Here is a 22,139-nt window from a genome sequence, read left to right on the forward strand (position 1 = left end):
TGATTTTAAAGGTGTACGATGAAACCACGCACCACTCTAATGACCGCTGTCGCCACTGCCATGTTGTCACTGGCGCTGCCCGCCATGGCGGCTCCAGATCCCAATGATTGGGATGCCGTACTGCAAGCCGCCGAAGGCCAAACCGTTTACTGGAATGCTTGGGGCGGTGATGCACGCACCAATCGCTATATTGCTTGGGTGGCTGAGCAAATGCAGGCCGAATATGGCATCGAGGTGGAGCACGTTAAACTAGAAGACACCAGTAACGCCGTAGCGCGGGTTCTAGGCGAAAAGCAGGCCAGCAACCATGATAATGGCAGCATCGACCTAATCTGGATTAACGGCGAAAACTTTGCCGCCATGCGTGAACAAGACCTCCTATTTGGCCCCTTTGCCGAATCCCTGCCTAATTTTTCTTTGACTCACTCCGATGAAAATCCAGAAGTGGTTACCGACTTTACGTTGCCTACTGAAGGCTATGAGTCTCCTTGGGGAAAAGCACAAATCACTTTCTACTACGACAGCGCTCAAACTGAAACGCCACCGCAAAGTATTGCGGATTTACTGGAGTGGGCCAAAGATAATCCTGGGCAGTTCAGCTACCCGCGTATTCCCGATTTCACCGGCAGCACCTTTTTAAAACAGGCGTTAATTGAATTATCGAATCAAGATGACGCCCTTTATGCGCCAGTGGTTGAAACAGAGTTTGCAGAGATCACCACACCTCTGTGGGATTATCTGGATGAGTTACACCCATACCTGTGGCGTAGCGGGCGCAGCTTCCCTGAATCGGGCCCTAACCTGCGCGCATTGATGAGCGATGGAGAGCTCAGCTTAGCCTTCTCCTTTTACCCGACAGATGCCGCTGTCGCGGTGATGGAGTATGAGCTTCCAGAGAGTGTGCGCAGCTATGTGCTGGAAGGCGGCACCCTAGGAAACGTTCACTTTGTCGCGATTCCCTATAATTCTCCTCATAAAGCAGGCGCGATGGCGCTAGCCAACTTCCTGCTTTCACCAGAAGCACAGGCACAGAAGCAGTCGCTTAGTATGTGGGGCGACCGTACCGTATTGGCAGTCGGTCAATTAGATGAAAACGACAAGGCACTGTTCGAACAAGGGGAAATCCACCCATCAGCACTGCCCGCTGATGCGCTTTCCAACACCCTGGCCGAACCTCATCCCAGCTGGATGACAGCTCTACAGGATGCGTGGCTTAAGCGTTATGGCGTTAATTAATTGATCCTTCGGCTAGCCTCTATACTGCTTATTGCGCTTTTGGTTATTCCAGTAAGCGCGGGCCTTGGCATGGTGTTGCTACCTGCCTTTGGCTATTTACCGGTGCTCGGGGGAGACACGGTTCATCTAGAAGCATGGCATGCTCTATGGGGGCGTGCGGGTCTCCACCGTTCCGTACTGCTGAGCTATTTTAGCGGTCTGGTCACCACCTTGGTGGCACTATTTATCGTGGTGCTGTTCCTGGCAGCTAGCCAAGGAACCTGGATTGACCGCGCCATTCGGCGAATGGTCTCACCGCTGCTGGCCATTCCCCACGCAGCCGTGGCATTCGGGCTCGCCTTTTTAATTGCGCCTTCAGGCTTGCTGGTGCGCTGGGCCTCTCCTGGACTCACTGGGTGGGAACGCCCACCTGACCTGCTGATCGTCAACGACCCGTTAGGGCTTGCGCTAATGGCGGGCCTGATACTCAAAGAAGTGCCCTTTTTGCTATTGATGAGTTTAGCTGCGCTCCCTCAGTTGCGCCCTGAACAACGTGTCACCTTGGCGCGATCGCTGGGCTACGCGCCTGGCATTGCCTGGCTTAAGTGCGTTTTCCCTGCGCTTTACCCATTGATTCGCTTGCCGGTTTACGCCGTCATTGCCTACGCCACTTCGGTGGTGGATATGGCGTTGATTCTTGGCCCTACCCTGCCACCCACGTTGAGTGTTTCGGTGCTCACCTGGTTTAATGATCCCGATTTAAGCCGCCGATTTATGGCGTCTGCCGGTGCCGTGCTGCAGCTCGGCGTTACCCTGGCGGCACTGCTTACCTGGTGGCTTGGCGAACAAGGGGTCAAGTGCCTCTGTCAGCGCTGGTTGGCCAACGGCTCGCGGACATCAGGGTCAACGGCAATTGCGTTTGGCGGCCGCGCGTTGCTGTTAACCGTCACTCTGCTGGCGATAAGTGCCTTAGCCGGGCTGGCGCTGTTTTCGGTGGCGGGCTTTTGGCGCTTTCCGGATGCGCTGCCGGGCACGTTCACACTGGATCATTGGCAGCGCATTCTGCCCGGCGTGGCAACACCGCTGATGAATACGCTGAGTGTGGGGCTGGCCGCGACGCTTATCGCCGCGGTACTGGTCGTGGCAACATTGGAACATGCAGCGCGCCACCACTTGCCTGCACTGCGTGCTCAATGGCTGCTTTACCTACCGCTCATTGTGCCTCAAGTAGCCTTTCTGTTTGGCTTAGTGGTCGCCGCTGAAAGCATTGCCATCCGCCCTCAGCACGCCTTGGTGGTGGCCGTTCATTTGTTGTTTGTGGTGCCGTATCTCTATTTATCGCTGTCAGAGTCCTACCGGCGGCTGGACCCACGCTGGGTACAGGTGGCACTGTCGCTGGGTGTTCCACCCTGGCGAGCTTTCTGGCAAGTGCGTCTGCCACTGTTATTGGCCCCGCTACTCACCGCCTGCGCAGTGAGCTTAGCCGTCAGTATTGGCCAGTATTTGCCAACACTGCTGCTGGGGGGTGGTCGCGTACCCACCATCACTACCGAAGCGGTTGCCATGGCGTCTGGTGGCAATCGAAGACTAGTGGCGGTATTAGCGCTGTTGCAGGCGCTGCTGCCCTTTATTGGCTTTAGCCTAGCACTCATGATTCCCCGCCTTGTATGGGCAAAACGCCACCAGATGCGAGGAGCTGCATGACCCCCAACCTTCAAACGCTGCATATCAAACAGATGTCTATCACGCTGACAGGCGAAACATTGCTGGCAATGCACCGTGACATTGCGCCTGGCGAAGTATTAACCGTGATGGGCCCTTCCGGCTCAGGCAAGTCTACGTTGCTGGCCTATCTGGCAGGCTTTTTGTCCCCCGCCTTTCAGGCTCAAGGTGAACTCTATCTGGGTGATAAACGTCTAGATACCCTGCCCGCCGAACAGCGTGGCATTGGCCTGCTGTTTCAGGACCCGATGCTATTTCCCCATTTAAGTGTGGCGGGGAATTGTCGCTTTGGCCTGCCACACCGTGCCAACGACAAACGCCAGCAGGTTGCCCAAGCGTTGAATCAAGTGGGGCTGGCGGGCTTTGAAAACCGCGATCCGGCGACTCTTTCCGGCGGCCAGCAAGCCAGGGTGGCGCTGATGCGCCTGCTGCTTTCACAGCCCCGTGCCGTGCTGCTGGATGAGCCGTTTTCCAAACTGGACACCGCACTGCGCCAGGAGATGCGTACGCTAGTGTTCGGCCAGCTTCGGGAAGCAGGCCTGCCCACCCTGCTGGTCACCCATGATGAAGCCGATGCCAATGCCGCCGGAGGACCAATCATTGCCCTTGGCTAACCCAGGTGCGAAATCACCTATGCTTAGCATTGTGATCCCCATGCTGAATGAGGCTGCAGGGATTGAAACGGCACTAGCCGCGCTGCAGCCACTGCGAGAGACCGTTGCGGAAATCATTGTGGTCGACGGGGGGAGTACCGATGACAGCGTGGCGCTGGCCACCCCGCTAGCGGATACACTACTGACGAGCGCCCCTTGCCGAGCACGGCAGATGAACCTAGGCGCAAAAAGCGCGCGCTCAGCGGCGCTGCTATTTTTACATGCTGACACTCGGCTTCCTGAAGGGGCCTGCAAGCTGATCTTCCAATCGCTAAGCACAAATTGCTGGGGACGGTTTGATATTCACCTTGAGGGAAAAAGCCGCTGGCTGCCTCTCGTTAGCATTCTGATGAACCTACGCTCACGGCTAAGCGGTATCGCCACTGGCGATCAGGGCATGTTCCTACGCCGAGCGTCTTTTGAAGCGGTCGGCGGCTTTCCCGAACAACCGCTAATGGAAGATATCGAGTTAAGCAAGCGCCTAAAGGCACTTTCTCCCCCCGCCTGCCTACGCACCAAAGTGATAAGCTCAGGCAGACGCTGGGATCAGTTCGGCGCCAGGAAAACTATTTGCCTGATGTGGCGGCTGCGTTATTGCTACTGGCGCGGTGTCAGCGCCACCCAACTGGCCAAGGAGTATCGCAATGCCCGTTAAGTCTCCAGTGCAGCCCCATCTACATCTGCTGGCCAAAGCGCCGCTGCCTGGGCAGGCGAAAACGCGCTTAATTCCTTGCCTTGGGCCAGAAGGTGCGGCGCAAGCCCATGCCACCATGGTTCGCCACTGCGTTGCCACCGCCTGCCAAGCACTGGGATCGCAACACGTCACATTATGGACTTCCTTAGAGCATCAGCACCCTTTGTTTGTGGAGCTACAGGCTCACTACGGCATATCGCTCGCCGCTCAACTTCACGGCGATGTGGGAATGCGCGTACGTCATGCACTGAATAGCACTCAAGGTCCATCGATGGTGATGGGCACTGATTGCCCTAGTATCACCGTTGCGATGCTTAGGCAGTGCAGTGCAGCGCTTAAAGACGTGCCAGTGGTGATTTTACCTGCCGAAGACGGCGGCTATGGGTTGATCGGCACTCATGACGATCATCCTAGCCTCTTTAAGAACATACCTTGGGGAACCGAGCAAGTGCTCCAAGTCACTCGACAGCGGCTTGAAGCGCTGTCCTTAGAAGCCATCTTTCCCGACACCATGTGGGATATTGACCGCCCAGAAGACTGGCAGCGCTGGCAACAAACACTGAAGCACGCAAACAGCCTGTAAGGATTTCGCTCTTTACGTCACTGTTACTGAACGAATGTTCGGTTTCTACCACCACTTTGCCCTAACGGAGCCTGCCATGAACCGTCAGCGCCTGCTGATTATCACCCTGCTGCTACTGGCCGTGCTTGGCTTTTACGTGAGCGGTGCCCATACGTTCTTCACCTTGGAAACCCTGCAAACCTATCGCAGCGATTTCCAGGCTGCATTCCAGCAATCCCCTTGGCAGGTTGCGGGCATTTTCTTTGCGGTGTATGTGGTCATGACGACACTATCGCTACCCGGCGCGACACTCCTCACATTGCTAGGTGGCGCACTGTTTGGCCTCGGTTGGGGGCTGTTAATTATCTCCTTTGCCAGCACCATCGGCGCAACGCTAGCCTTTTTACTTTCTCGATTCCTGTTTCGACAACCGATTGAAAAGCGTTTTCCTCGCCAGTTCGATACGGTCAATCGTGGCGTTGATAAAGACGGAGCTTTTTATCTTTTCACCCTTCGCTTAGTACCGATATTCCCTTTCTTTATGATCAATCTGGTGATGGGCCTAACGCGGCTTAAAACAGTCACCTTCTATTGGGTAAGCCAGCTAGGCATGCTGCCCGGCACCGTGGTTTACGTGAATGCGGGCGGTCAATTGGGTGAACTTGAAAGCCTGGGCGGTATTATTTCTCCTGGGCTTTTGGCCTCGTTTGCGCTGCTGGCAGTGTTTCCTTGGATAGCTCGCCGTATTGCGCTACTAGTACAAAAGCGCAATGCCTATCGTGGTTTTAAGCGCCCATCCCGCTTTGATTACGACATTGTGGTCATCGGCGGGGGCTCGGCGGGTCTCGTCACTAGCTATATCGGCAGCGCGGTAAAAGCAAAAGTGGCGTTGGTAGAAAAGCACAAAATGGGCGGCGACTGCCTGAATACCGGCTGTGTCCCTTCAAAGGCGCTAATTCGTGCCGCCCACGCTGCCCACGAAGTACGTACAGCACATCGCTTTGGCGTTAACGCTAGCGAGCCAGATATTGATTTTGCCAAGGTGATGGGGCACGTACACCAAGCCATTACTGATATTGAACCCCACGATAGTGTCGAGCGTTACACCAAACTGGGCGTTGAGGTGTATCAGGAACATGCCACCCTGATATCTCCTTGGGAAATCAACATCGGTGATAAAACCCTGACCGCGCGCCATATTGTGCTAGCCACTGGCGCGCGCCCCCGAATACCACCGCTTCCCGGCATCGAGCATGCACCACTGCTCACCTCAGAAAACCTGTGGTCACTCACGGAGTTGCCTAAACGCTTGGTCGTACTGGGCGGCGGAGCAATTGGCTGCGAGCTCAGCCAGAGTTTTGCCCGCCTGGGCAGTCAGGTCACGTTGGTGGAGGGTATTCCGCAGTTGCTAGGCCGAGAAGACCAAGACGTAGGCGAACACGTGGAGCGCACGCTCACCCAGGAAGGCGTTAACGTAATGACCGGCGCCAACGCCTTGGAAGTAAGCCAAGATGGCCCCGGACATCAACTGGTGGTAGAGCACAATGGCCAGCGTACCACCATCGAATTTGATTATTTGCTCGTCAGCGTTGGCCGCCAAGCCAATGTTGAAGGGCTGGGTTTGGAAGCCCTGGGAATCACCACCACCAACACTGGCACGCTGGAACTCAACGAGCGTCTGCAAACTCGACTGCCCAACATTTGGGCCTGCGGCGACCTAGCAGGCCCCTATCAACTCACGCATGCCGCTGCCCATCAAGCGTGGCATGCAGCCGTCAATGCACTGTTTGGTGAGTTGAAAAGCTTCGCAGTAGATTATCGCTTTATGCCTGCCGTCACCTATATCCAGCCGGAAGTAGCGCGGGTCGGGCTCAACGAAAAAGAGGCCATCGCTAAAGGCGTGGCGTTTGAAGTCACCCGCTATGCCATGAGTGAAAGCGACCGCGCTATTGCCGAGGGCGCGACAGACGGGTTTATCAAGGTGCTTACTGTGCCCGGTAAGGACAAAATCCTTGGTGCGACCATCGTGGCTGAAAACGCCGGAGAATGGCTAGGAGAATTCACCATCGCCATGAAGCATGGCCTGGGACTTAACAAGCTACTGGGCACTATCCACCCCTATCCCACCCTTGGTGAAGCTGCCAAAGCCACCGCTGGCGTGTGGAAAAATGCCCACAAACCCGAGCGTATTCTCACCTTGTTGGAGCGGTATTTCCGCTGGCGGCGTGGTGCGGCAAAATGATGCCCTCCATGAAAGATCTCGTGCTGATTGGCGCGGGCCATGCCCATGCCTTCGTGCTGGAAGCCTTTGCTCAGCATCCAGATCCGTCAATCGCTATCACCGTGGTTAGCGACAGTGCCCTGTCAGCCTATTCTGGCAGCGTGCCAGCGTGGCTGGCAGGGGAATGCTCGCTACGCGAAACACAAATTGATGTAGCGGCGCTATCGAAAAGGGCAGGCTCTCGTTTAATCACCTCGCCCGCAGTGGCTATCGATCCCACCAAGCGCCGGGTAACACTAGCTAACGGCGAGGTGATCCATTTTGATGTGGCTTCTTTTAACGTGGGCTCTACGCTGCAGTTGCCAGAAAAGCATGGCGAACAGCCCCCCTACTTGTTGGCGATGCGACCGCTTAGTTCACTGCACTACCGCTGGCAAGTGCTAAGAGAGAAAGTCGACCAGTTCCCGCCTGGTTCTACACAGCAGGTGGTGAGCGTAGGCGGCGGCGCAGCAGGCTGCGAAACCTTAATGAGTGTGATGGCGCAGCTTCGTCAACAGCGGCCCGACATTACTTGGCAAGGCACGCTAGTCAGCGCATCAACAACACTGCTACCCGACGCGGGTCATCTGCCCCGCTGGTTAACCCAACGTGCACTGCGCCGGGCAGGCATTACGGTGCTTCACGGCGTGCGTGGTCAGGCGCTGATAACGGGTGGCGTACACACCTCTGAGGGCGAACTCATTGACGCAGATATCGTGTTGTGGGCGACCGGTGCCGTTGGCCAGTCTTGGTTGCAAGACACCGCTCTGCCGCTGAATCAGCGGGGATTTATCCAGGTGAATAAGACACTTGAGGTAACAGAAAAGCCGGGGCTTTTTGCTGCTGGAGACTGTGCAGCTTTCAACCCGCCGCTGCACTCTTCCCCACTGCCCAAGGCTGGCGTTTATGCGGTGCGCATGGGGCCACTGCTCGCCGACAACCTTCGCGCCGCCTGCCACAGTGAACCACTAGCCAACTGGAAGCCACCAAAACGCGTACTGGCACTGATTGGCACTGGCGACGGCCATGCGATTGCCAGCAGAGGTGCCATCGGCTTTTCAGGCCGCTGGGTGTGGGAATGGAAAAAGCGGATTGATGCGCGCTTTATTGCACGCTTCAATCCGCCTTTTAAACACTAAATTATTGCGATCAGATGCTAACTGAAGGCTTAGTTGGCTTCGCGCCAGCCGCCCAGCACCCGACTATCCGGGCCGAAGAACACCAGCCGGTCGTGGTCGATTAGGTAGCGGTAGGCCGTGTCGAGCATATCGGTTACCCGCTTGGAATCTTCCATATTCGGGCAGGCCATGCGAGTTGAGGCGAGCTGACTAAACTCGATACGTTGGTTTTCCCCCAGGTTCACGCTGCCGGTAAAGCGGTTACAACCATCCGAGCCGCTCACACTGCCGTCGCGTCCAATTTGAAAGAACGGCGTATTAGGTAATGACACCCGTTCATCGGTACCTACTAGCAGTAAATTCCAACGTTGATCGACTATCGGCCCTGACAGCGAAACGCTTTCCGGCACTGCCGTGCTCTCTTGCTCTGGCGCACTGCTACATGCACTGATTAGCAGCGCAGTAGCCACACCGACTAGCATTGCTCCAAATTTGACCGTCACTGTCTCATGCTCCTTATTGAAAAATCACCAGCTTCCACTGTTTTCCATTGACGCCCATGGCTCCTGAGAGGGTAGCGCATCGCCTTTTTGTAGTAGCTCGACAGAAATACCATCGGGCGACTTCACAAACGCCATATGCCCATCCCGCGGCGGACGGTTAATGGTGACGCCGTTATCTTGAAGCTTTTTGCATAGCGCGTAAATATCGTCGACGCGATAGGCCAAATGGCCGAAGTTGCGTCCACCAGTGACCTCTTCTGGATCCCAGTTATAGGTCAGCTCAAGTTCTGGAGCCGTTAAGCGTTCGGAGCGCGCTTCATCTTCCGGTGCAGCAAGAAAGACCAGGGTAAAACGGCCTTTTTCGTTTTCTTTGCGGCGCACTTCTTTCAACCCCAACAGGTCGCAGTAAAAATTCAACGACGCGTCCAAGTTGCTTACCCGTACCATGGTGTGCAAAAACTGCATGTCATCCTCCCTTCATCATTTACTGGGTATATTCGCTAAAGATAGCAGAGGTGCTGTCGTTGCGGGTCCAGCTGAGAACGGCGTAATCATCAACTCGGCCTGTTTCCATGCCCGGAGAACCATGCGGCATGCCCGGCACCGTTAGCCCAACCACTTCTGGCTGCTCTTCCAACAGTTGCTGGATATCTGACGCGGGCACATGGCCTTCAATGACGTAGCCCTCAACGATAGCCGTGTGACATGAAGCGAGTTCGGGCGGAACGCCATTGGCCATTTTGATAGACCTTAGGTCGCCATCGCGGTGATGGTTAACATCAAACCCAGCCTCTTCGAGATGGCTCACCCACGAGCTGCAACAACCACAGTTAGGGTCACTGTGCACATCAATAGTAGGCGCTGCCAAAGCGTTGAGCGAATATGCGGCAAGAAGACTGACTGCCAGACGCTTAATTAGACGATTTTGTGACATTTAAAAACCCTCCTCACAGATCTGTATAATAATACATTAATTGCTTGGAATTCGGGGGCCACCCCAAGGAGACATTCGTGGATTCAATCACACAAGCTGCACTTGGGGCCGCCATAGGTGGTGCGGTGTTGGGCAAACGACTGGGGCGAAAAGCCGTACTTATTGGTGCGCTGCTCGGCACGTTACCCGACCTTGACGTAGTGCTCGACTATGGCGATGCCGTGGCCAATGTGACAGAGCATCGCGGCTTTAGCCACTCGCTATTTGTGCTGACCGGCTTAGCCACGGTATTGGCGCTGCTGTGTAACCGTTTCGCGCCTACTCGTGCTATATCCTTGGGAAGATGGTGGTGCTTTTTTGCGCTCATATTGATCACTCACCCGCTGCTGGATTCATTGACCACCTATGGCACTCAGTTGTTCTGGCCGCTAGATAAGCCGCCTGCAGCGTGGCCTATCGTGTTTATTATCGACCCTTTCTACACCTTGCCACTACTGGTTGCGCTGATCATCGCTGTTGCCGCTAAAAAAGTGCGCAAGGCTTGTACGATCGGCTTAGCAGTATCCAGCATGTATTTGCTGCTGGCGGCAGGCGCGAAATGGAGCATTGAGCAACGCTTAGCGCCAGCGCTAGCCAACGCTGGCTTGCAGACAGCCCCCGTATTGGTTCAACCGACACCATTTAATATTGCACTGTGGCGCGCCACCGTTATTGACGGAGATCGCTATTTTGAAAGTTTGATCAGCGTATTTGATGGCCAGCGCGAGCCAACACTTGAACCTATAAAGCGCAACGGCGCACTTGAAGAAAGTGCGTTGGCAGGGCCGCTAGGGCAACGACTAGCCTGGTTTACTGGCCCATTTTTACGCTATGACACACAGTGGCTCGATGGCCAGGAAACGTTGATCGCTACGGATATTCGCCTCGGCTTTCCAGGGTTTCATCCGTTCAGTTTTACCCTGGCAACCCGGGATGGTGACCTTTGGCGCCCAGTAGAGATCAGCGAAGAATTAGACACTTCCCCCAGGCTCCGCTTTACAACACTGTCCAGGCTCGCTGCTAGAGCAACAGGAAATGTTACCGCACTATGCGCTAGCGATTTTATTGAACATCACTGGCGTGCCGAGCCTTTCCTTTACCGTTGCTGACACACCAATGGATTCAAAAGACCGTGCCGACTAGGGGGCAATGCCCTGGCCACAGCCCTTGTACTGTTCGCCGCCTATCGTTAGCGTGACACGGGCAGGATACGGCTGGCCTTTCATGTCATCAAAACAGGCGCCTGACTCAATGCGTACGCGGAAAAATTGCTCAGCGTTGGCATTCTCAATCACCACTCTACCTGCCTCATTGTCCATGACACTGACCATATAGGGCATGGTTTGCGTTTCGCTGCCGTAGGCCGTTGTCCAGGTCATCACTGGCGCGTCATTGGCAAGTTCAATCGACCAGCCTGGCTCATTACCACGCCCCAGGAACATTACGCCGGGATGATCCGCACGTGTTGCTGCTGCTCGACGCAGCCCCTGCTGACATTGAAGCTGACCACGCGGCGTTTCCACCTGCGCCTGATCACCACGGTTCCAGAAGCTGACCTCACCATCTTGATAACGCGCACCGCTTGCCACAATTGCTTCCGGCAAACGCCAGGCACCGTGTAGCGACCAAAGACGTAGGTTATCGTCGTTCACCGCAGTGACCAGGTTCTGATTTGCTGGCAGACACTCCCAAGCGTCAAAGTGTGACGCGCTGCCAGGAAACAGGGCAGCAGGCAGTAAGGGGGCACTGCTGTGAACTGTTGTTTTAGACGCTCCATCAGCAGAATCAGCAGGCGTTGTCCCCGTATTTGCACAGCCTGCCAACGCAACCGTGGCAGTCAGCGCAATTAAACCGGTTAACCGATTAGGTAAGTAAGTCATGCATCCTGCTCCCTGTTGTCATCACTGTTGTTAACGCTATTACTATCGTTACCGTTATCTTTACTATGCCTTTTACCATCATAGATACCTTCAATGGAGTCTACTCAGCGTTCGGCATCCATCTATTGATACCCTAGCGACGCTTAAATGCTTTTAAGTCCTGCGGATCAAAACTGTCAACGTGATCTGGCAGCCCCAACTCTTCGCGTTTTAACTTTATCTGCATTTTTTCAGCTAGGCGTTCAGAATCATCATCGGTAGTACGGCCGTTAAGTTCAGCGAGCTGCGTCATGCCTTGATGGTAAAACGTCACTATATCCAGCGCCACACGATTATCTTCTTCCACGCCTCGGCGCAGTGGTTGTAGGTAGCCACTAATATGGGAAAGATGGTGTTTGAGCTGCCATACGTAGCGCATTTCAGTCATCCATGGGCGATCCTTGAGCACCGCAAACAGCGCGCTGGTGGCCAACAAACCAAGGAAGACCCCCAACCCGTTGAGCCATAAACTGCTGCCAAAAGCGGAAGTTAACAGCATCGAAAAAAGTAACCCGAAGACAATTAATTGCCCTGCCATAGCAATACTGATCATTCGCGCCTTGCGCTGGTAGCTACTGGGGTTATGCTGCTCAAGGGTGAAGACCATGGCCAACCTCATCATCAAAAGTAGTCCCTTATGATACGGGGCTGGCCAGGGCAAACAAGAGATTATCAAACTGCTGGCAGATAACAGTGTTAACTCATTCGCTCAGCAGCGGTTTTTAACAACCGTTCGGTGGTTTCCCAGCTCACGCAGGCATCGGTCACCGATACGCCGTAGCGCATCGCATTGGGCGACAGCGCTTGCTTACCTTCAAATAGGTGGCTTTCGAGCATTAACGCTACTAAGTTGGCATCGCCCGCCTGGCGCTGCGCCAACACATCGAGCATCACTTCGCTTTGGCGTCGGTGATCTTTTCGCGCATTGGCGTGGCTGCAGTCCACCATTAAGCGTGGGTTCTGCCCCGCTTCACGCAAGGTATTCACCGCTGCTCGCACATGGTGCGCCTGGTAGTTTGGCTCACCGTGCCCACCCCGCAACACCACGTGAGTATTGGGGTTGCCAGCGGTTTCCTGCATGATCGGACGCCCTTCTTTATCCATTGCGAAGCGCTGGTGAGAATGAGCCGCTGCTTGCATAGCATCAATGGCAACCTGAACGTCGCCGCTGGTGGCATTTTTGAACCCCACCGCTGCCGCGAGATCACTCGCCAGCTCGCGATGCAACTGCGACTCAGTGGTACGAGCACCAATGGCGACCCAGCTCAGCAGATCATCTAAGTAGGGCGCTAGCATGGGCTGTAAAAGCTCTGTGGCCACCGGTAAGCCGCGCGAGGCAACAGCGTGCATAAGCTCACGAGAGAGGGTAATGCCCTTTGGCATATCGCCACTACCATCTAGCCCAGGATCGTATGCCAACCCCTTCCATCCCACCGTGGTGCGCGGTTTTTCCACGTAAACACGCATTACCGGTAATAGTTGCTCGCTGACCTCATCGCTGAGCGCAGCCAGTCGGTCGGCATACTCTAACGCTGCATCTGGATCGTGAACTGAGCAGGGGCCAACAACCACTAACAAGCGGTTATCCTGACCATTCAGGATACGCTGAACCGCTTGGCGCTGTTGGGCAATTTGCTCACCCAGTTGGCTATTGATAGCGACACTGCGGCGTAACTCTGCTGGCAAAGGCAACGGCTGCGATGAGTTCGAGGGGCTGTTTGTTAATGACGCTCGATTTGACAAGGTTGTGCAAGCAGGACTGACATGGGCATTCATAACTCAACTCTCCAGAAGCATGTGACATCGTGATAACAACAACTTGCCACCCTGGCTTGCACGGTCGGAGGTGGCAGCTTGCACCGACCGCGCGTCGCTAAATCGCCAGCCATAGCCATAACCGATATAGTTGGCAACGTTGGCGAGCAGATTAGCGAGAGAGTTTGCGCGGTACATCATGGTGCAGCTCCTGGATGAAAGTCCTGTGAAACCCAAATAGTTAAACTAAATAAACAATTGAAACGAAAGAAGCCCCGGTTGGGCTACCAACCGAGGCTTCTTTGCATGCGGCAGGCAACCTAGTCGGTGTGCCTGATGACGCGACGCTACTGGTCGGCCAAGGGCACACCGTGGCTAAACCAATAGGCAGCATAAAAGAACGCAGCAACGCACGCCCACGCACTAGCCGCCAATACCGGCTTTGCTTGTGTGTGCTGAATGCATTGTGCTGTGTGCATGGCTGCGTCCTAATTCACGATTCTAGTTCACGTTGATCGTCGTAAGCGATCATCTTTAATAGCTTAATCCTGCCTGCATATAAACAAAATGGCAACCATCATCCGCCAAATGCTTGTATCCAACCAATTGTTGCGGGCAGTGCGCTCATGCTCACCAGCACTACAAGACCAAGTACAATAGCGAGCAAACCTGATTCGTCTTTAAAGTTGTCGTCATGGTCGGCCATGGAAGCCTCCTTTTTATCGATATCGGCACATGCCGTACGGCAGTCATTGGCCGATCATTTTAGTGAGGGCGCGGCGCGTAGGCAAATACATCCGAGAACATTCGCTCATTGCTAATATCTTTTCGCTCTAGCACATCAACACAGGCGTAAACCATCCCCGGCGAGCCCGATAGATAAATATCACAGTCGCTGGGCGCCAAGGCAGCCCCTGCAAGTTCGCTCTCAAGTGCACTTTCCAGCACTAGGTCAATGCGTCCTTGATGGTGTGAAATACGTTCACCAACCGCTAGCGGCTCGGTAAGCGGAAACTCAGTCACCGCTTGAAAAGCAACATTTGCATACTGCTGTGCCCACTCGCAGGCGAGGTCTTCAGCATAAAGATCGCGATGCTCCCGGTTTGCCCACCATAACGAAATAGGTCGAGCAGGTTGCTGCCGCAGCGCCGCTTCTACAATGGCTTTCATCTGTGCAAAACCGGTGCCTGCCGCTACCAGCAGTAGCGGACGCTCACTTTCGGCGTCCAGTACGCACTCACCGCTGGGCAATCGTACGGTCAACTGGTTGGCTACCTGCAATAGTTCTCGCAGGCGAGCAGAGTTGTCCCGCTCAGGCCAGTGCTGAATATGCAATTCGATAATGCCATCACCACGTTCAGCGCTGGCAATGGAAAACGGTACCCAGGTGCTATCGTCTAGTTTCAGCTCTAAATACTGCCCAGGCGCATGCTGCATGGCTTCGGGCCGCCCTTCCAGGGTCACCCCAAAGACGTCGGGATTTAAATCCTCAACGGCAGTTACCTGGCAGGTTAACGTCTTGCAAGTTGACGTGCTTGCGCTCATGAAAGCCTCTTTATGAAGAATCGTCCGACCTGCGCCACTGGGTTAGCCGTGGCGAGGTGTGGGTAACGGGATATCAATGCCCAGCTCGTCCCAACGCTCGTCAACGCGGGTCTTTATTGAATCGTCCATCACGATGGGGGTCCCCCACTCTCGATCCGTTTCACCTGGCCATTTATTGGTGGCGTCGAGCCCCATTTTAGAACCCAACCCGGACACCGGAGACGCAAAGTCGAGGTAATCAATGGGGGTATTTTCCACCATCACGGTATCCCGTGCTGGGTCCATACGCGTGGTAATTGCCCACATCACGTCTTCCCAGTTACGCGCGTCGACGTCGTCATCCAGTACAATGACAAACTTGGTGTACATAAACTGACGCAGAAAACTCCAAACGCCCATCATGACGCGCTTGGCGTGACCTGGGTACTGCTTCTTCATGGTCACGACAGCCATCCGATAGGAGCACCCTTCTGGCGGTAGGTAGAAGTCGACAATCTCGGGGAACTGCTTACACAGGATCGGGACAAACACCTCGTTAAGCGCGACGCCGAGAATAGCTGGCTCGTCGGGTGGGCGGCCGGTGTACGTGGAGTGATATATCGCGTCACGCCGCATGGTCATCCGCGTGACGGTAAATACAGGGAAGTTATCAACTTCGTTGTAATAACCGGTGTGATCGCCAAACGGCCCTTCCGGCGCCATATCGTCGGGGTAAATAAACCCTTCAAGAATAATCTCGGCAGACGCAGGCACTTCCAAATCAGCGTGCCCACACTTGACAAGCTCAGTACGCGAACCGCGAAGAAGCCCAGCAAACGCGTACTCGGAGAGAGAATCGGGTACCGGTGTAACAGCGCCTAATATTGTTGCAGGATCAGCCCCCAACGCCACCGCCACAGGGAATGGCTCACCAGGATGCGCTTTTTGAAACTCAAGAAAATCCAGCGCGCCGCCGCGGTGGGAGAGCCAACGCATGATCAGGCGGTTTTTACCGATTTTCTGCTGACGATAAATGCCGAGATTTTGCCGCTTCTTATGTGGACCTTTGGTAATCACCAATGGCCAAGTCACTAGCGGAGCAGCATCGCCAGGCCAGCAGTGCTGGATTGGCAAACAACCTAAGTCAACCTCATCACCTTCAAACGATAGCTCTTGCACTGGAGCACGCTTGACAATTTTCGGCCCCATGCTGAGCACCTGCTTAAAAATCGGCAGCTTGTCCCAGGCGTCTTTTAGCCCTTTGGGTGGATCGGGCTCTTTTAAAAACGCCAGAAGCTTACCTACTTCGCGCAGCGCCTCTACCGAATCCTGTCCCATGCCCAGCGCAACCCGTTTAGGCGTACCAAACAAATTGCCCAACAGCGGCATGTTGTGCCCCTTCACATTCTCAAACAATAATGCAGGGCCACCGGCACGCAACGTGCGATCACAAATTTCGGTGATCTCCAGATAAGGGTCAACTTCTGCTTTAATTCGCTTAAGCTCACCCTGCGCTTCTAACGCCTTAATAAAATCGCGCAAGTCGTGGTACTTCAAGGCACTCTCCTCAAGGCACTTCCCCCGGCTGTCAGACGTTTATCGCTAGTGCTTGGCCATCATGCTGCGCCTATCGGCGCTTCATCGCTTCAAAGAACTCCAGGTTCGTCTTGGTATCTTTCAGACGATCAATCAGGAACTCAGTAGCAGCCGTGTCTTCCATCGGATTGAGCAGCTTGCGAAGAATCCACATGCGCTGCATTTCGTCTTCAGACGCCAGTAGATCTTCACGACGTGTACCACTGCGACGGATATTGATCGCGGGGAACACGCGTTTCTCAGCCAGCTTGCGGTCAAGGTGCGCTTCCATGTTGCCGGTACCCTTGAACTCTTCGAAGATGACTTCGTCCATTTTCGAGCCGGTATCAACCAGCGCGGTGGCGATAATCGTCAGGCTACCGCCCTCTTCGATATTACGCGCAGCACCGAAGAAACGCTTTGGCTTTTCAAGGGCATGAGCGTCCACACCACCGGTTAGCACTTTGCCGGAGCTGGGTACCACGGTGTTATAGGCACGTGCCAGACGAGTGATAGAGTCGAGCAGAATCACCACATCTTTCTTGTGCTCTACCAGGCGCTTGGCTTTTTCGATAACCATTTCTGCAACCTGCACGTGGCGGGCAGGTGGTTCATCGAAAGTAGAGGCCACCACTTCACCGCGCACGGTGCGTGACATTTCGGTCACTTCCTCAGGACGCTCATCGATCAGCAATACGATCAGATGGCACTCAGGATTATTGCGCGTAATGGACGTCGCGATGTTCTGTAGCATTAGTGTCTTACCCGCTTTGGGCGGTGACACCAACAGACCACGCTGACCTTTACCAATGGGCGCAGTCAGGTCAATGATGCGCGCAGTAAGATCTTCGGTGGAACCATTACCGATCTCCATGCGCATCCGGTCGTCTGGAAACAGCGGCGTTAAGTTCTCAAAGAGAATCTTATGCTTGGCATTTTCCGGACGATCAAAGTTGATCTGACTAACTTTGAGCAGGGCAAAGTAGCGCTCACCTTCTTTAGGCGGACGGATTTTGCCAGAAATGGAGTCGCCTTTACGCAGATTGAAACGACGGATCTGGGACGGCGATACGTAGATATCATCCGGTCCAGCGAGGTACGAGCTGTCGGCGCTACGCAGGAAGCCGAAGCCATCCTGAAGGATTTCCAGCACACCGTCGCCATAGATATCCTCTCCGCTTTTAGCATGCTTCTTGAGGATGGCGAAAATGATGTCCTGCTTGCGCGAACGGGCTAAGTTGTCGATACCCATCTCGCGGGCGATATCGAGCAGCTCGGGAACGGTTTTTTGCTTGAGTTCAGTGAGATTCATCGGTGTGTTAGAAAGTTGCTCATGAAAGCTGGGCGACAAGCGCCGGGAATAAGACAGGAGGCGTGGCCTAAGTAGGGCTAAGCGCCGAGTGATGCGTTCAGAACCCCATCTAGGCACACGCTCAGATACTAAAAGCTGGGCAGTCTTGAAACAAATGCCAATAAAGGAGTAACGGCATAGGTGACTGCTTAGCGTGAGGGTGCTAATAAACTAGTTAATCTGATCGGCACAGAAAAATGCTGTTTCAGCGGGTTATCTGACGACTTGGACATCTGGCTGATGCCATTTGGATACGTACTGCTCGGAGTACCCGAGTAATACGCCTGTTTAATAGGCAAACAAGCCAACTCGGATCAAGCCAGTAGTTCGATGGTAGTCAAGGCCCGCGATAAACGCAAGCCTTTGACAATTGACAATACTAATGGGGCACCGCAACCTTGGCATAGCCACTAGGAAGGAAAGCCCATGCCCAAGGAAATTTCGCTCTCTCTCACCGCGCCGTCGGCTGAACTGGATAACACCGAACCGCAGCGCTTAGCCGCCATCGACCTGGGTTCGAATAGCTTCCACCTGCTGGTTGCTAATTATCAACACGAGCGCCTTCAAGTCGTTGCCAGGATGGGTGAAAAAGTTCAGTTAGCCGCTGGGCTAGACGAGAACGGCTATTTAAGCGAAGCAGCGATGCAGCGCGCGTTGGATTGCCTAGGACGCTTTGCGCCGTTTCTCACTGGCATTGAGGATGCCAACCTGCGCATTGTCGGTACGAATGCGTTACGCGATGCCTATAACAGTCAAACGTTTATCGAGCGCGCCGAAGCGCAGCTTGGTCACGCCATCGAAATTATTGCTGGCCGAGAAGAGGCGCGTCTTATTTATTTAGGGGCTGCCCATGCGCTAGCCGAAAATGGCCGCCGTTTGATTGTTGATATCGGTGGCGGATCGACGGAATTTATCATTGGCGAAGCTTTTGAGCCTAGAGCGCTTGAGAGCTTACGCATGGGCTGCGTCACCTTCAGCGGCCGCTTCTTTCCTGATGGTGAACTTAGCGAAAAGCGTATGCGTCGTGCTGAGCTGGCCGCTTTGTCAGAACTGGCCAATATTCAGCGTCCCTATCAACGCCTTGGCTGGGATGACCCGGTGGGCTCCAGCGGAACGATAAAAGCTGCCGCTAGTGTGCTGTTCGCTTACGGCGATTCGCCCCAGGAGGGCGTCATTACGCGTAGTGGATTGAAGAAGCTGCGTGAACGCCTGTTAAAATGCAAACAGCTGGATAAAGTTGAGCTAGACGGCCTAAAACCTGATCGAGCAAAAGTCTTTCCGGCAGGTATCGCCATTTTAACCGCTATTTTTGAAGCCTTTAATCTTTCCCAAATGCGCTTTGCGGATGGTGCCCTGCGCGAAGGTGTGCTTTATGACATGGCGGGGCGAAATAGCGCGGAAGATACCCGCTCTAAAAGTTTGGATGCGTTGAAGCGGATTTATGATGTTGATTCTCGGCAGGCAGAAAATGTTGCCGACACTGCCCTTCGCTTATTTAATGAAGTTAAAAAGGCCTGGGGACTAACCCTAGAGCAAGGCCACTACCTTGTCTGGGCAAGTCATGTACATGAAATTGGCTTGGCTATTTCTCATAGTCAATTCCATCGCCACGGTGCCTATTTGTTAGAGCATTCCGACTTGGCTGGTTTTTCACGCCCAGAGCAGCGTTTACTAGCGTTTTTAGTGCGCGCCCATCGACGCAAGTTTCCAACGAAAGAGTGGCAGGCACTGCCCGCCTCACACCAGGAAGGTTGTGCCAAGCTTGCTCGCCTGCTGCGCCTTGCCGTGCTAATTAATCACTCCCGGTCTGAAAACGCCCCGCCGCTACCAGAGATTAGCGCGGAGGGTGAAGCGCTGACGATGACGCTTCCCCCCAGCGATGAACCGACGCTGTTAAGTACCGATATGGAGCAGGAGCAGGCGTATATGACAGCGGCTGGTTTTACGTTTTCGGTAGCATAGGAGTCAGCTCCCCCCTTTCAGCCTGCCACAACACATCAGCAGGTGGGCGGATAACACCCAAACATAAATCACCATCCATCACTACAATCAAACGCTCACGCTCCCAGGGCGGCACCCCCCGCTCTTGGAGTAAGCGTTTAATATCGCGTCGGCCGCGCTCTTTTAACGCAATCACCTCACCACCACGCCGCCAGCGCAGCGTGACGCGGCGAGGCGGCATCAGTGATACTTCCAGCTTGCCTAAAGGGGTTGCCTGCCCTGGCGCCCCCTCCCATTCGACTTCCCAATTAGGCAGTGGCTGAAGCGGCGTCATAAGATAGAGGCGGCGTCGCCAAATCCGCGCGTCTGCCCCTGGCCATACAATGTTCACCTGAGCGTCGTTCGCCGCATCTAGCTGCGCAAGCAGGCTTTCGAGGCGTTTTTGAGGAGGCACCGGGAGACCTAGCTGTTCACAAAGCGCACGCACGAGCAGTCGCTGGCGAGGCAAGGAGCGCTGACTAAGCAACGTCGCATCCATGCAGTGCTCTCCTCGCATTAACGTTGTCAGCTCTTCCGCGGCATAGGCCATCAACAGTTGGTCTGCTTCACCAGCATGTTGAGCACTGTTGGCCAGGGCACGAGCAGCCCCAGGCCAGCGTAGCTGCAGTACAGGCATCACTTGATGGCGTAAACGGTTGCGGTCAAACGCGATGTCGCGGTTTGTCGGGTCTTCGCACCAGCTTATTGATAACCCATGCGCGGCATCAGCCAGCGTCTGCCTGCTGACACTCAGCCAGGGGCGCAGTAGGGTGAGTCCCTGCCACTCGCGGCGAAAAGGCATACCCGCCAAACCACGCACACCACTGCCGCGCAGCGCTGCCAACAGCAACGTCTCCGCTTGGTCATCTTGGTGCTGGGCTAGCCATAGCGTATCGCCAGCAGGAATATTCGCCATGAACGCCTGATAGCGCGCTCGCCGCGCCGCCCCCTCAACACCCTCGCCCTGAGTGTCTACAGCGACGTTTGCCGTCACTAGCGATATACCAAGTGCATCACACAGCGCCAGACAATGCGCTTCAAACGCGCTGGCTGCGGCCTGTAAGCCATGGTTAATATGAATAGCCCGCATAGGGCGATCCGCGTCTCGACAAACCTGAGCGGCCAACGTCAGCAGCAGCGAAGAATCTAGCCCACCGGAAAGCGCCACCCAAACAGTACGCCCCGGCGGGGTCTCCGCCAGGGCGTCATTCAGTAAACGTAACAGCGGCTTAGGCGGCTGGGGCGCCATAGCTCATCAATCGTTTATAGCGGCGCTCCAGTAGCGCATCGCTATCAAAGCTTTGCAGGCGTTCCAGACTATTTGCCAAAGCCTCTTTAACGCGTTCAGCCGTGGTCAGCGGGTGACGATGAGCACCACCCAACGGCTCTTTAATCAGCTCATCAACAAAGCCAAGCTCTTTGAGGCGCTCAGCAGTGATACCCATGGCTTGGGCGGCATCAGATGCTTTTTCAGCGCTCTTCCAAAGAATAGACGCACAGCCTTCCGGAGAAATAACCGAATAGGTGGAGTACTGAAGCATATGTAGCTCGTCGCACACACCGATGGCCAGAGCACCGCCAGAACCACCTTCGCCCACCACGGTGGAGATAATCGGCGTTTTCAGACGTGACATCACCGCCAAATTATACGCAATGGCTTCCGACTGGCCGCGCTCTTCCGCATCAATTCCCGGATAAGCACCAGGTGTATCGATAAACGTTAAGATGGGCATTTTAAAACGCTCGGCCATTTCCATTAAGCGACAGGCTTTGCGATAGCCTTCTGGACGCGGCATACCAAAGTTGCGACGCACTTTCTCTTTAACATCGCGACCTTTTTGATGGCCAATGACCATCACCGGCTGGTCGTTCAGGCGAGCAATGCCTCCTACGAGGGCCGCATCATCGGCAAAGTTGCGGTCGCCGTGAAGCTCATCAAAGTCGCTGAAAATATGCTCAAGGTAATCCAACGTATAAGGACGCTGCGGATGGCGGGATATCTGGGAAACCTGCCAGGGCGTTAAGTCCTTGAAGATCGATTCGGTTAACTTACGGCTCTTCTCTTCTAACCGCGAGATCTCATCAGAGAGGTTCAACTGGCTATCGGAGTTGACTAAACGCAGCTCCTCAATTTTTGCCTGAAGCTCAGCAATGGGCTGTTCAAAATCGAGATAATTAGGATTCATCGGCTCTGCCTGTAAGCTGCCTATAAAAAAAAGAAGCCTTGTCGAAACGGGCATGTATGAAGGGCATTATCGCACCCTGAACCTGCCACGCAAGGCAGTACCCTTTCAATTAGCGTGGCGCACCATCGTTTAGTGTTCAATCTGGCGGT

At 54.6% G+C, this 22,139-nt stretch carries 22 protein-coding genes; 9 read left to right on the top strand and 13 right to left on the bottom strand.

Annotation, left to right across the window (positions count from 1 at the left end):
- The first annotated feature begins 18 nt into the window (after positions 1-18).
- The 7 genes from L1X57_RS02915 to L1X57_RS02945 all read left to right on the top strand — a co-directional run bounded on the left by L1X57_RS02915 (position 19) and on the right by L1X57_RS02945 (position 8,245).
- Positions 19-1,236, top strand: coding sequence for an ABC transporter substrate-binding protein (locus tag L1X57_RS02915; RefSeq protein WP_009724178.1), 1,218 nt, complete (start codon positions 19-21; stop codon positions 1,234-1,236).
- Complete coding sequence (locus L1X57_RS02920) at positions 1,237-2,919, top strand: ABC transporter permease (RefSeq protein ID WP_009724177.1); 1,683 nt, start codon at positions 1,237-1,239, stop codon at positions 2,917-2,919. It abuts the gene before it with no gap.
- Positions 2,916-3,551 (top strand): ATP-binding cassette domain-containing protein, encoded by a 636-nt coding sequence (locus L1X57_RS02925; RefSeq protein ID WP_234667913.1) that lies wholly within the window; start codon positions 2,916-2,918, stop codon positions 3,549-3,551. The genes L1X57_RS02920 and L1X57_RS02925 overlap by 4 nt, the downstream gene beginning before the upstream one ends.
- Positions 3,552-3,570: 19 nt before the next feature.
- A complete protein-coding gene (locus L1X57_RS02930; RefSeq protein ID WP_009724175.1) occupies positions 3,571-4,245 on the top strand; it encodes a TIGR04283 family arsenosugar biosynthesis glycosyltransferase in 675 nt (224 codons plus the stop codon).
- On the top strand, positions 4,235-4,867 hold the full coding sequence (locus L1X57_RS02935; RefSeq protein WP_009724174.1) for a TIGR04282 family arsenosugar biosynthesis glycosyltransferase: 633 nt from the start codon (positions 4,235-4,237) through the stop codon (positions 4,865-4,867). Before L1X57_RS02930 ends, L1X57_RS02935 begins: the two co-directional genes overlap by 11 nt.
- 76 nt (positions 4,868-4,943) lie before the next feature.
- Complete coding sequence (locus L1X57_RS02940; RefSeq protein ID WP_009724173.1) at positions 4,944-7,088, top strand: FAD-dependent oxidoreductase; 2,145 nt, start codon at positions 4,944-4,946, stop codon at positions 7,086-7,088.
- On the top strand, positions 7,088-8,245 hold the full coding sequence (locus L1X57_RS02945; protein ID WP_039869522.1) for an FAD-dependent oxidoreductase: 1,158 nt from the start codon (positions 7,088-7,090) through the stop codon (positions 8,243-8,245). The genes L1X57_RS02940 and L1X57_RS02945 overlap by 1 nt, the downstream gene beginning before the upstream one ends.
- Before the next feature lie 29 nt (positions 8,246-8,274).
- Here L1X57_RS02945 and L1X57_RS02950 read toward each other — a convergent pair whose 3' ends face one another.
- From L1X57_RS02950 to L1X57_RS02960, 3 genes are read right to left on the bottom strand one after another with little or no spacing between them, the layout of a single operon-like run.
- Positions 8,275-8,706: an META domain-containing protein gene (locus L1X57_RS02950; protein ID WP_050801106.1), complete on the bottom strand. Its 432-nt coding sequence runs from the start codon at positions 8,704-8,706 to the stop codon at positions 8,275-8,277.
- A gap of 45 nt (positions 8,707-8,751) precedes the next feature.
- On the bottom strand, positions 8,752-9,192 hold the full coding sequence (gene gloA, locus L1X57_RS02955) for a lactoylglutathione lyase (protein WP_009724170.1): 441 nt from the start codon (positions 9,190-9,192) through the stop codon (positions 8,752-8,754).
- Between the two features lie 19 nt (positions 9,193-9,211).
- Complete coding sequence (locus L1X57_RS02960; protein WP_009724169.1) at positions 9,212-9,661, bottom strand: DUF411 domain-containing protein; 450 nt, start codon at positions 9,659-9,661, stop codon at positions 9,212-9,214.
- A gap of 77 nt (positions 9,662-9,738) precedes the next feature.
- Here L1X57_RS02960 and L1X57_RS02965 point away from each other — a divergent pair, with 77 nt between their 5' ends.
- Positions 9,739-10,809, top strand: a complete 1,071-nt coding sequence (locus tag L1X57_RS02965; protein WP_009724168.1) for a metal-dependent hydrolase — start codon at positions 9,739-9,741, stop codon at positions 10,807-10,809.
- A gap of 30 nt (positions 10,810-10,839) precedes the next feature.
- Here L1X57_RS02965 and L1X57_RS02970 read toward each other — a convergent pair whose 3' ends face one another.
- The 8 genes from L1X57_RS02970 to rho form a co-directional block, all read right to left on the bottom strand.
- Positions 10,840-11,580, bottom strand: a complete 741-nt coding sequence (locus tag L1X57_RS02970) for an MliC family protein (protein WP_009724167.1) — start codon at positions 11,578-11,580, stop codon at positions 10,840-10,842.
- A gap of 133 nt (positions 11,581-11,713) precedes the next feature.
- Entirely contained in the window at positions 11,714-12,226 is a 513-nt protein-coding gene (locus L1X57_RS02975) for a DUF3087 family protein (RefSeq protein ID WP_009724166.1), read from the bottom strand.
- A gap of 89 nt (positions 12,227-12,315) precedes the next feature.
- Complete coding sequence (locus tag L1X57_RS02980; protein ID WP_009724165.1) at positions 12,316-13,395, bottom strand: 3-deoxy-7-phosphoheptulonate synthase; 1,080 nt, start codon at positions 13,393-13,395, stop codon at positions 12,316-12,318.
- A 3-nt stretch (positions 13,396-13,398) separates the two neighbouring features.
- Positions 13,399-13,575 (bottom strand): hypothetical protein, encoded by a 177-nt coding sequence (locus tag L1X57_RS02985; RefSeq protein WP_009724164.1) that lies wholly within the window; start codon positions 13,573-13,575, stop codon positions 13,399-13,401.
- A 376-nt stretch (positions 13,576-13,951) separates the two neighbouring features.
- Positions 13,952-14,080 carry a hypothetical protein gene (locus L1X57_RS18785; protein WP_009724162.1) on the bottom strand — a complete coding sequence of 43 codons (129 nt, stop codon included), beginning with the start codon at positions 14,078-14,080 and terminating at the stop codon, positions 13,952-13,954.
- A 59-nt stretch (positions 14,081-14,139) separates the two neighbouring features.
- Entirely contained in the window at positions 14,140-14,919 is a 780-nt protein-coding gene (locus L1X57_RS02990) for an NAD(P)H-flavin reductase (RefSeq protein ID WP_009724161.1), read from the bottom strand.
- 42 nt (positions 14,920-14,961) lie between these two features.
- A complete protein-coding gene (gene ubiD, locus L1X57_RS02995) occupies positions 14,962-16,455 on the bottom strand; it encodes a 4-hydroxy-3-polyprenylbenzoate decarboxylase (RefSeq protein WP_009724160.1) in 1,494 nt (497 codons plus the stop codon).
- A gap of 70 nt (positions 16,456-16,525) precedes the next feature.
- Positions 16,526-17,785 carry a transcription termination factor Rho gene (gene rho, locus L1X57_RS03000; protein ID WP_009724159.1) on the bottom strand — a complete coding sequence of 420 codons (1,260 nt, stop codon included), beginning with the start codon at positions 17,783-17,785 and terminating at the stop codon, positions 16,526-16,528.
- Between the two features lie 465 nt (positions 17,786-18,250).
- Here rho and ppx point away from each other — a divergent pair, with 465 nt between their 5' ends.
- Complete coding sequence (ppx, locus tag L1X57_RS03005; RefSeq protein WP_009724158.1) at positions 18,251-19,786, top strand: exopolyphosphatase; 1,536 nt, start codon at positions 18,251-18,253, stop codon at positions 19,784-19,786.
- On the opposite strand, the gene tilS is transcribed toward ppx, so the two are convergent.
- Both tilS and L1X57_RS03015 read right to left on the bottom strand, forming a co-directional pair.
- Entirely contained in the window at positions 19,767-21,053 is a 1,287-nt protein-coding gene (gene tilS, locus L1X57_RS03010; RefSeq protein WP_009724157.1) for a tRNA lysidine(34) synthetase TilS, read from the bottom strand. The two genes, ppx and tilS, sit on opposite strands and share 20 nt — an antisense overlap.
- Complete coding sequence (locus L1X57_RS03015) at positions 21,034-21,990, bottom strand: acetyl-CoA carboxylase carboxyltransferase subunit alpha (protein WP_009724156.1); 957 nt, start codon at positions 21,988-21,990, stop codon at positions 21,034-21,036. The genes tilS and L1X57_RS03015 overlap by 20 nt, the downstream gene beginning before the upstream one ends.
- Positions 21,991-22,139 lie beyond the last annotated feature (149 nt).

This window comes from Halomonas sp. TD01 (genome assembly GCF_923868895.1).
GTDB lineage: Bacteria > Pseudomonadota > Gammaproteobacteria > Pseudomonadales > Halomonadaceae > Vreelandella.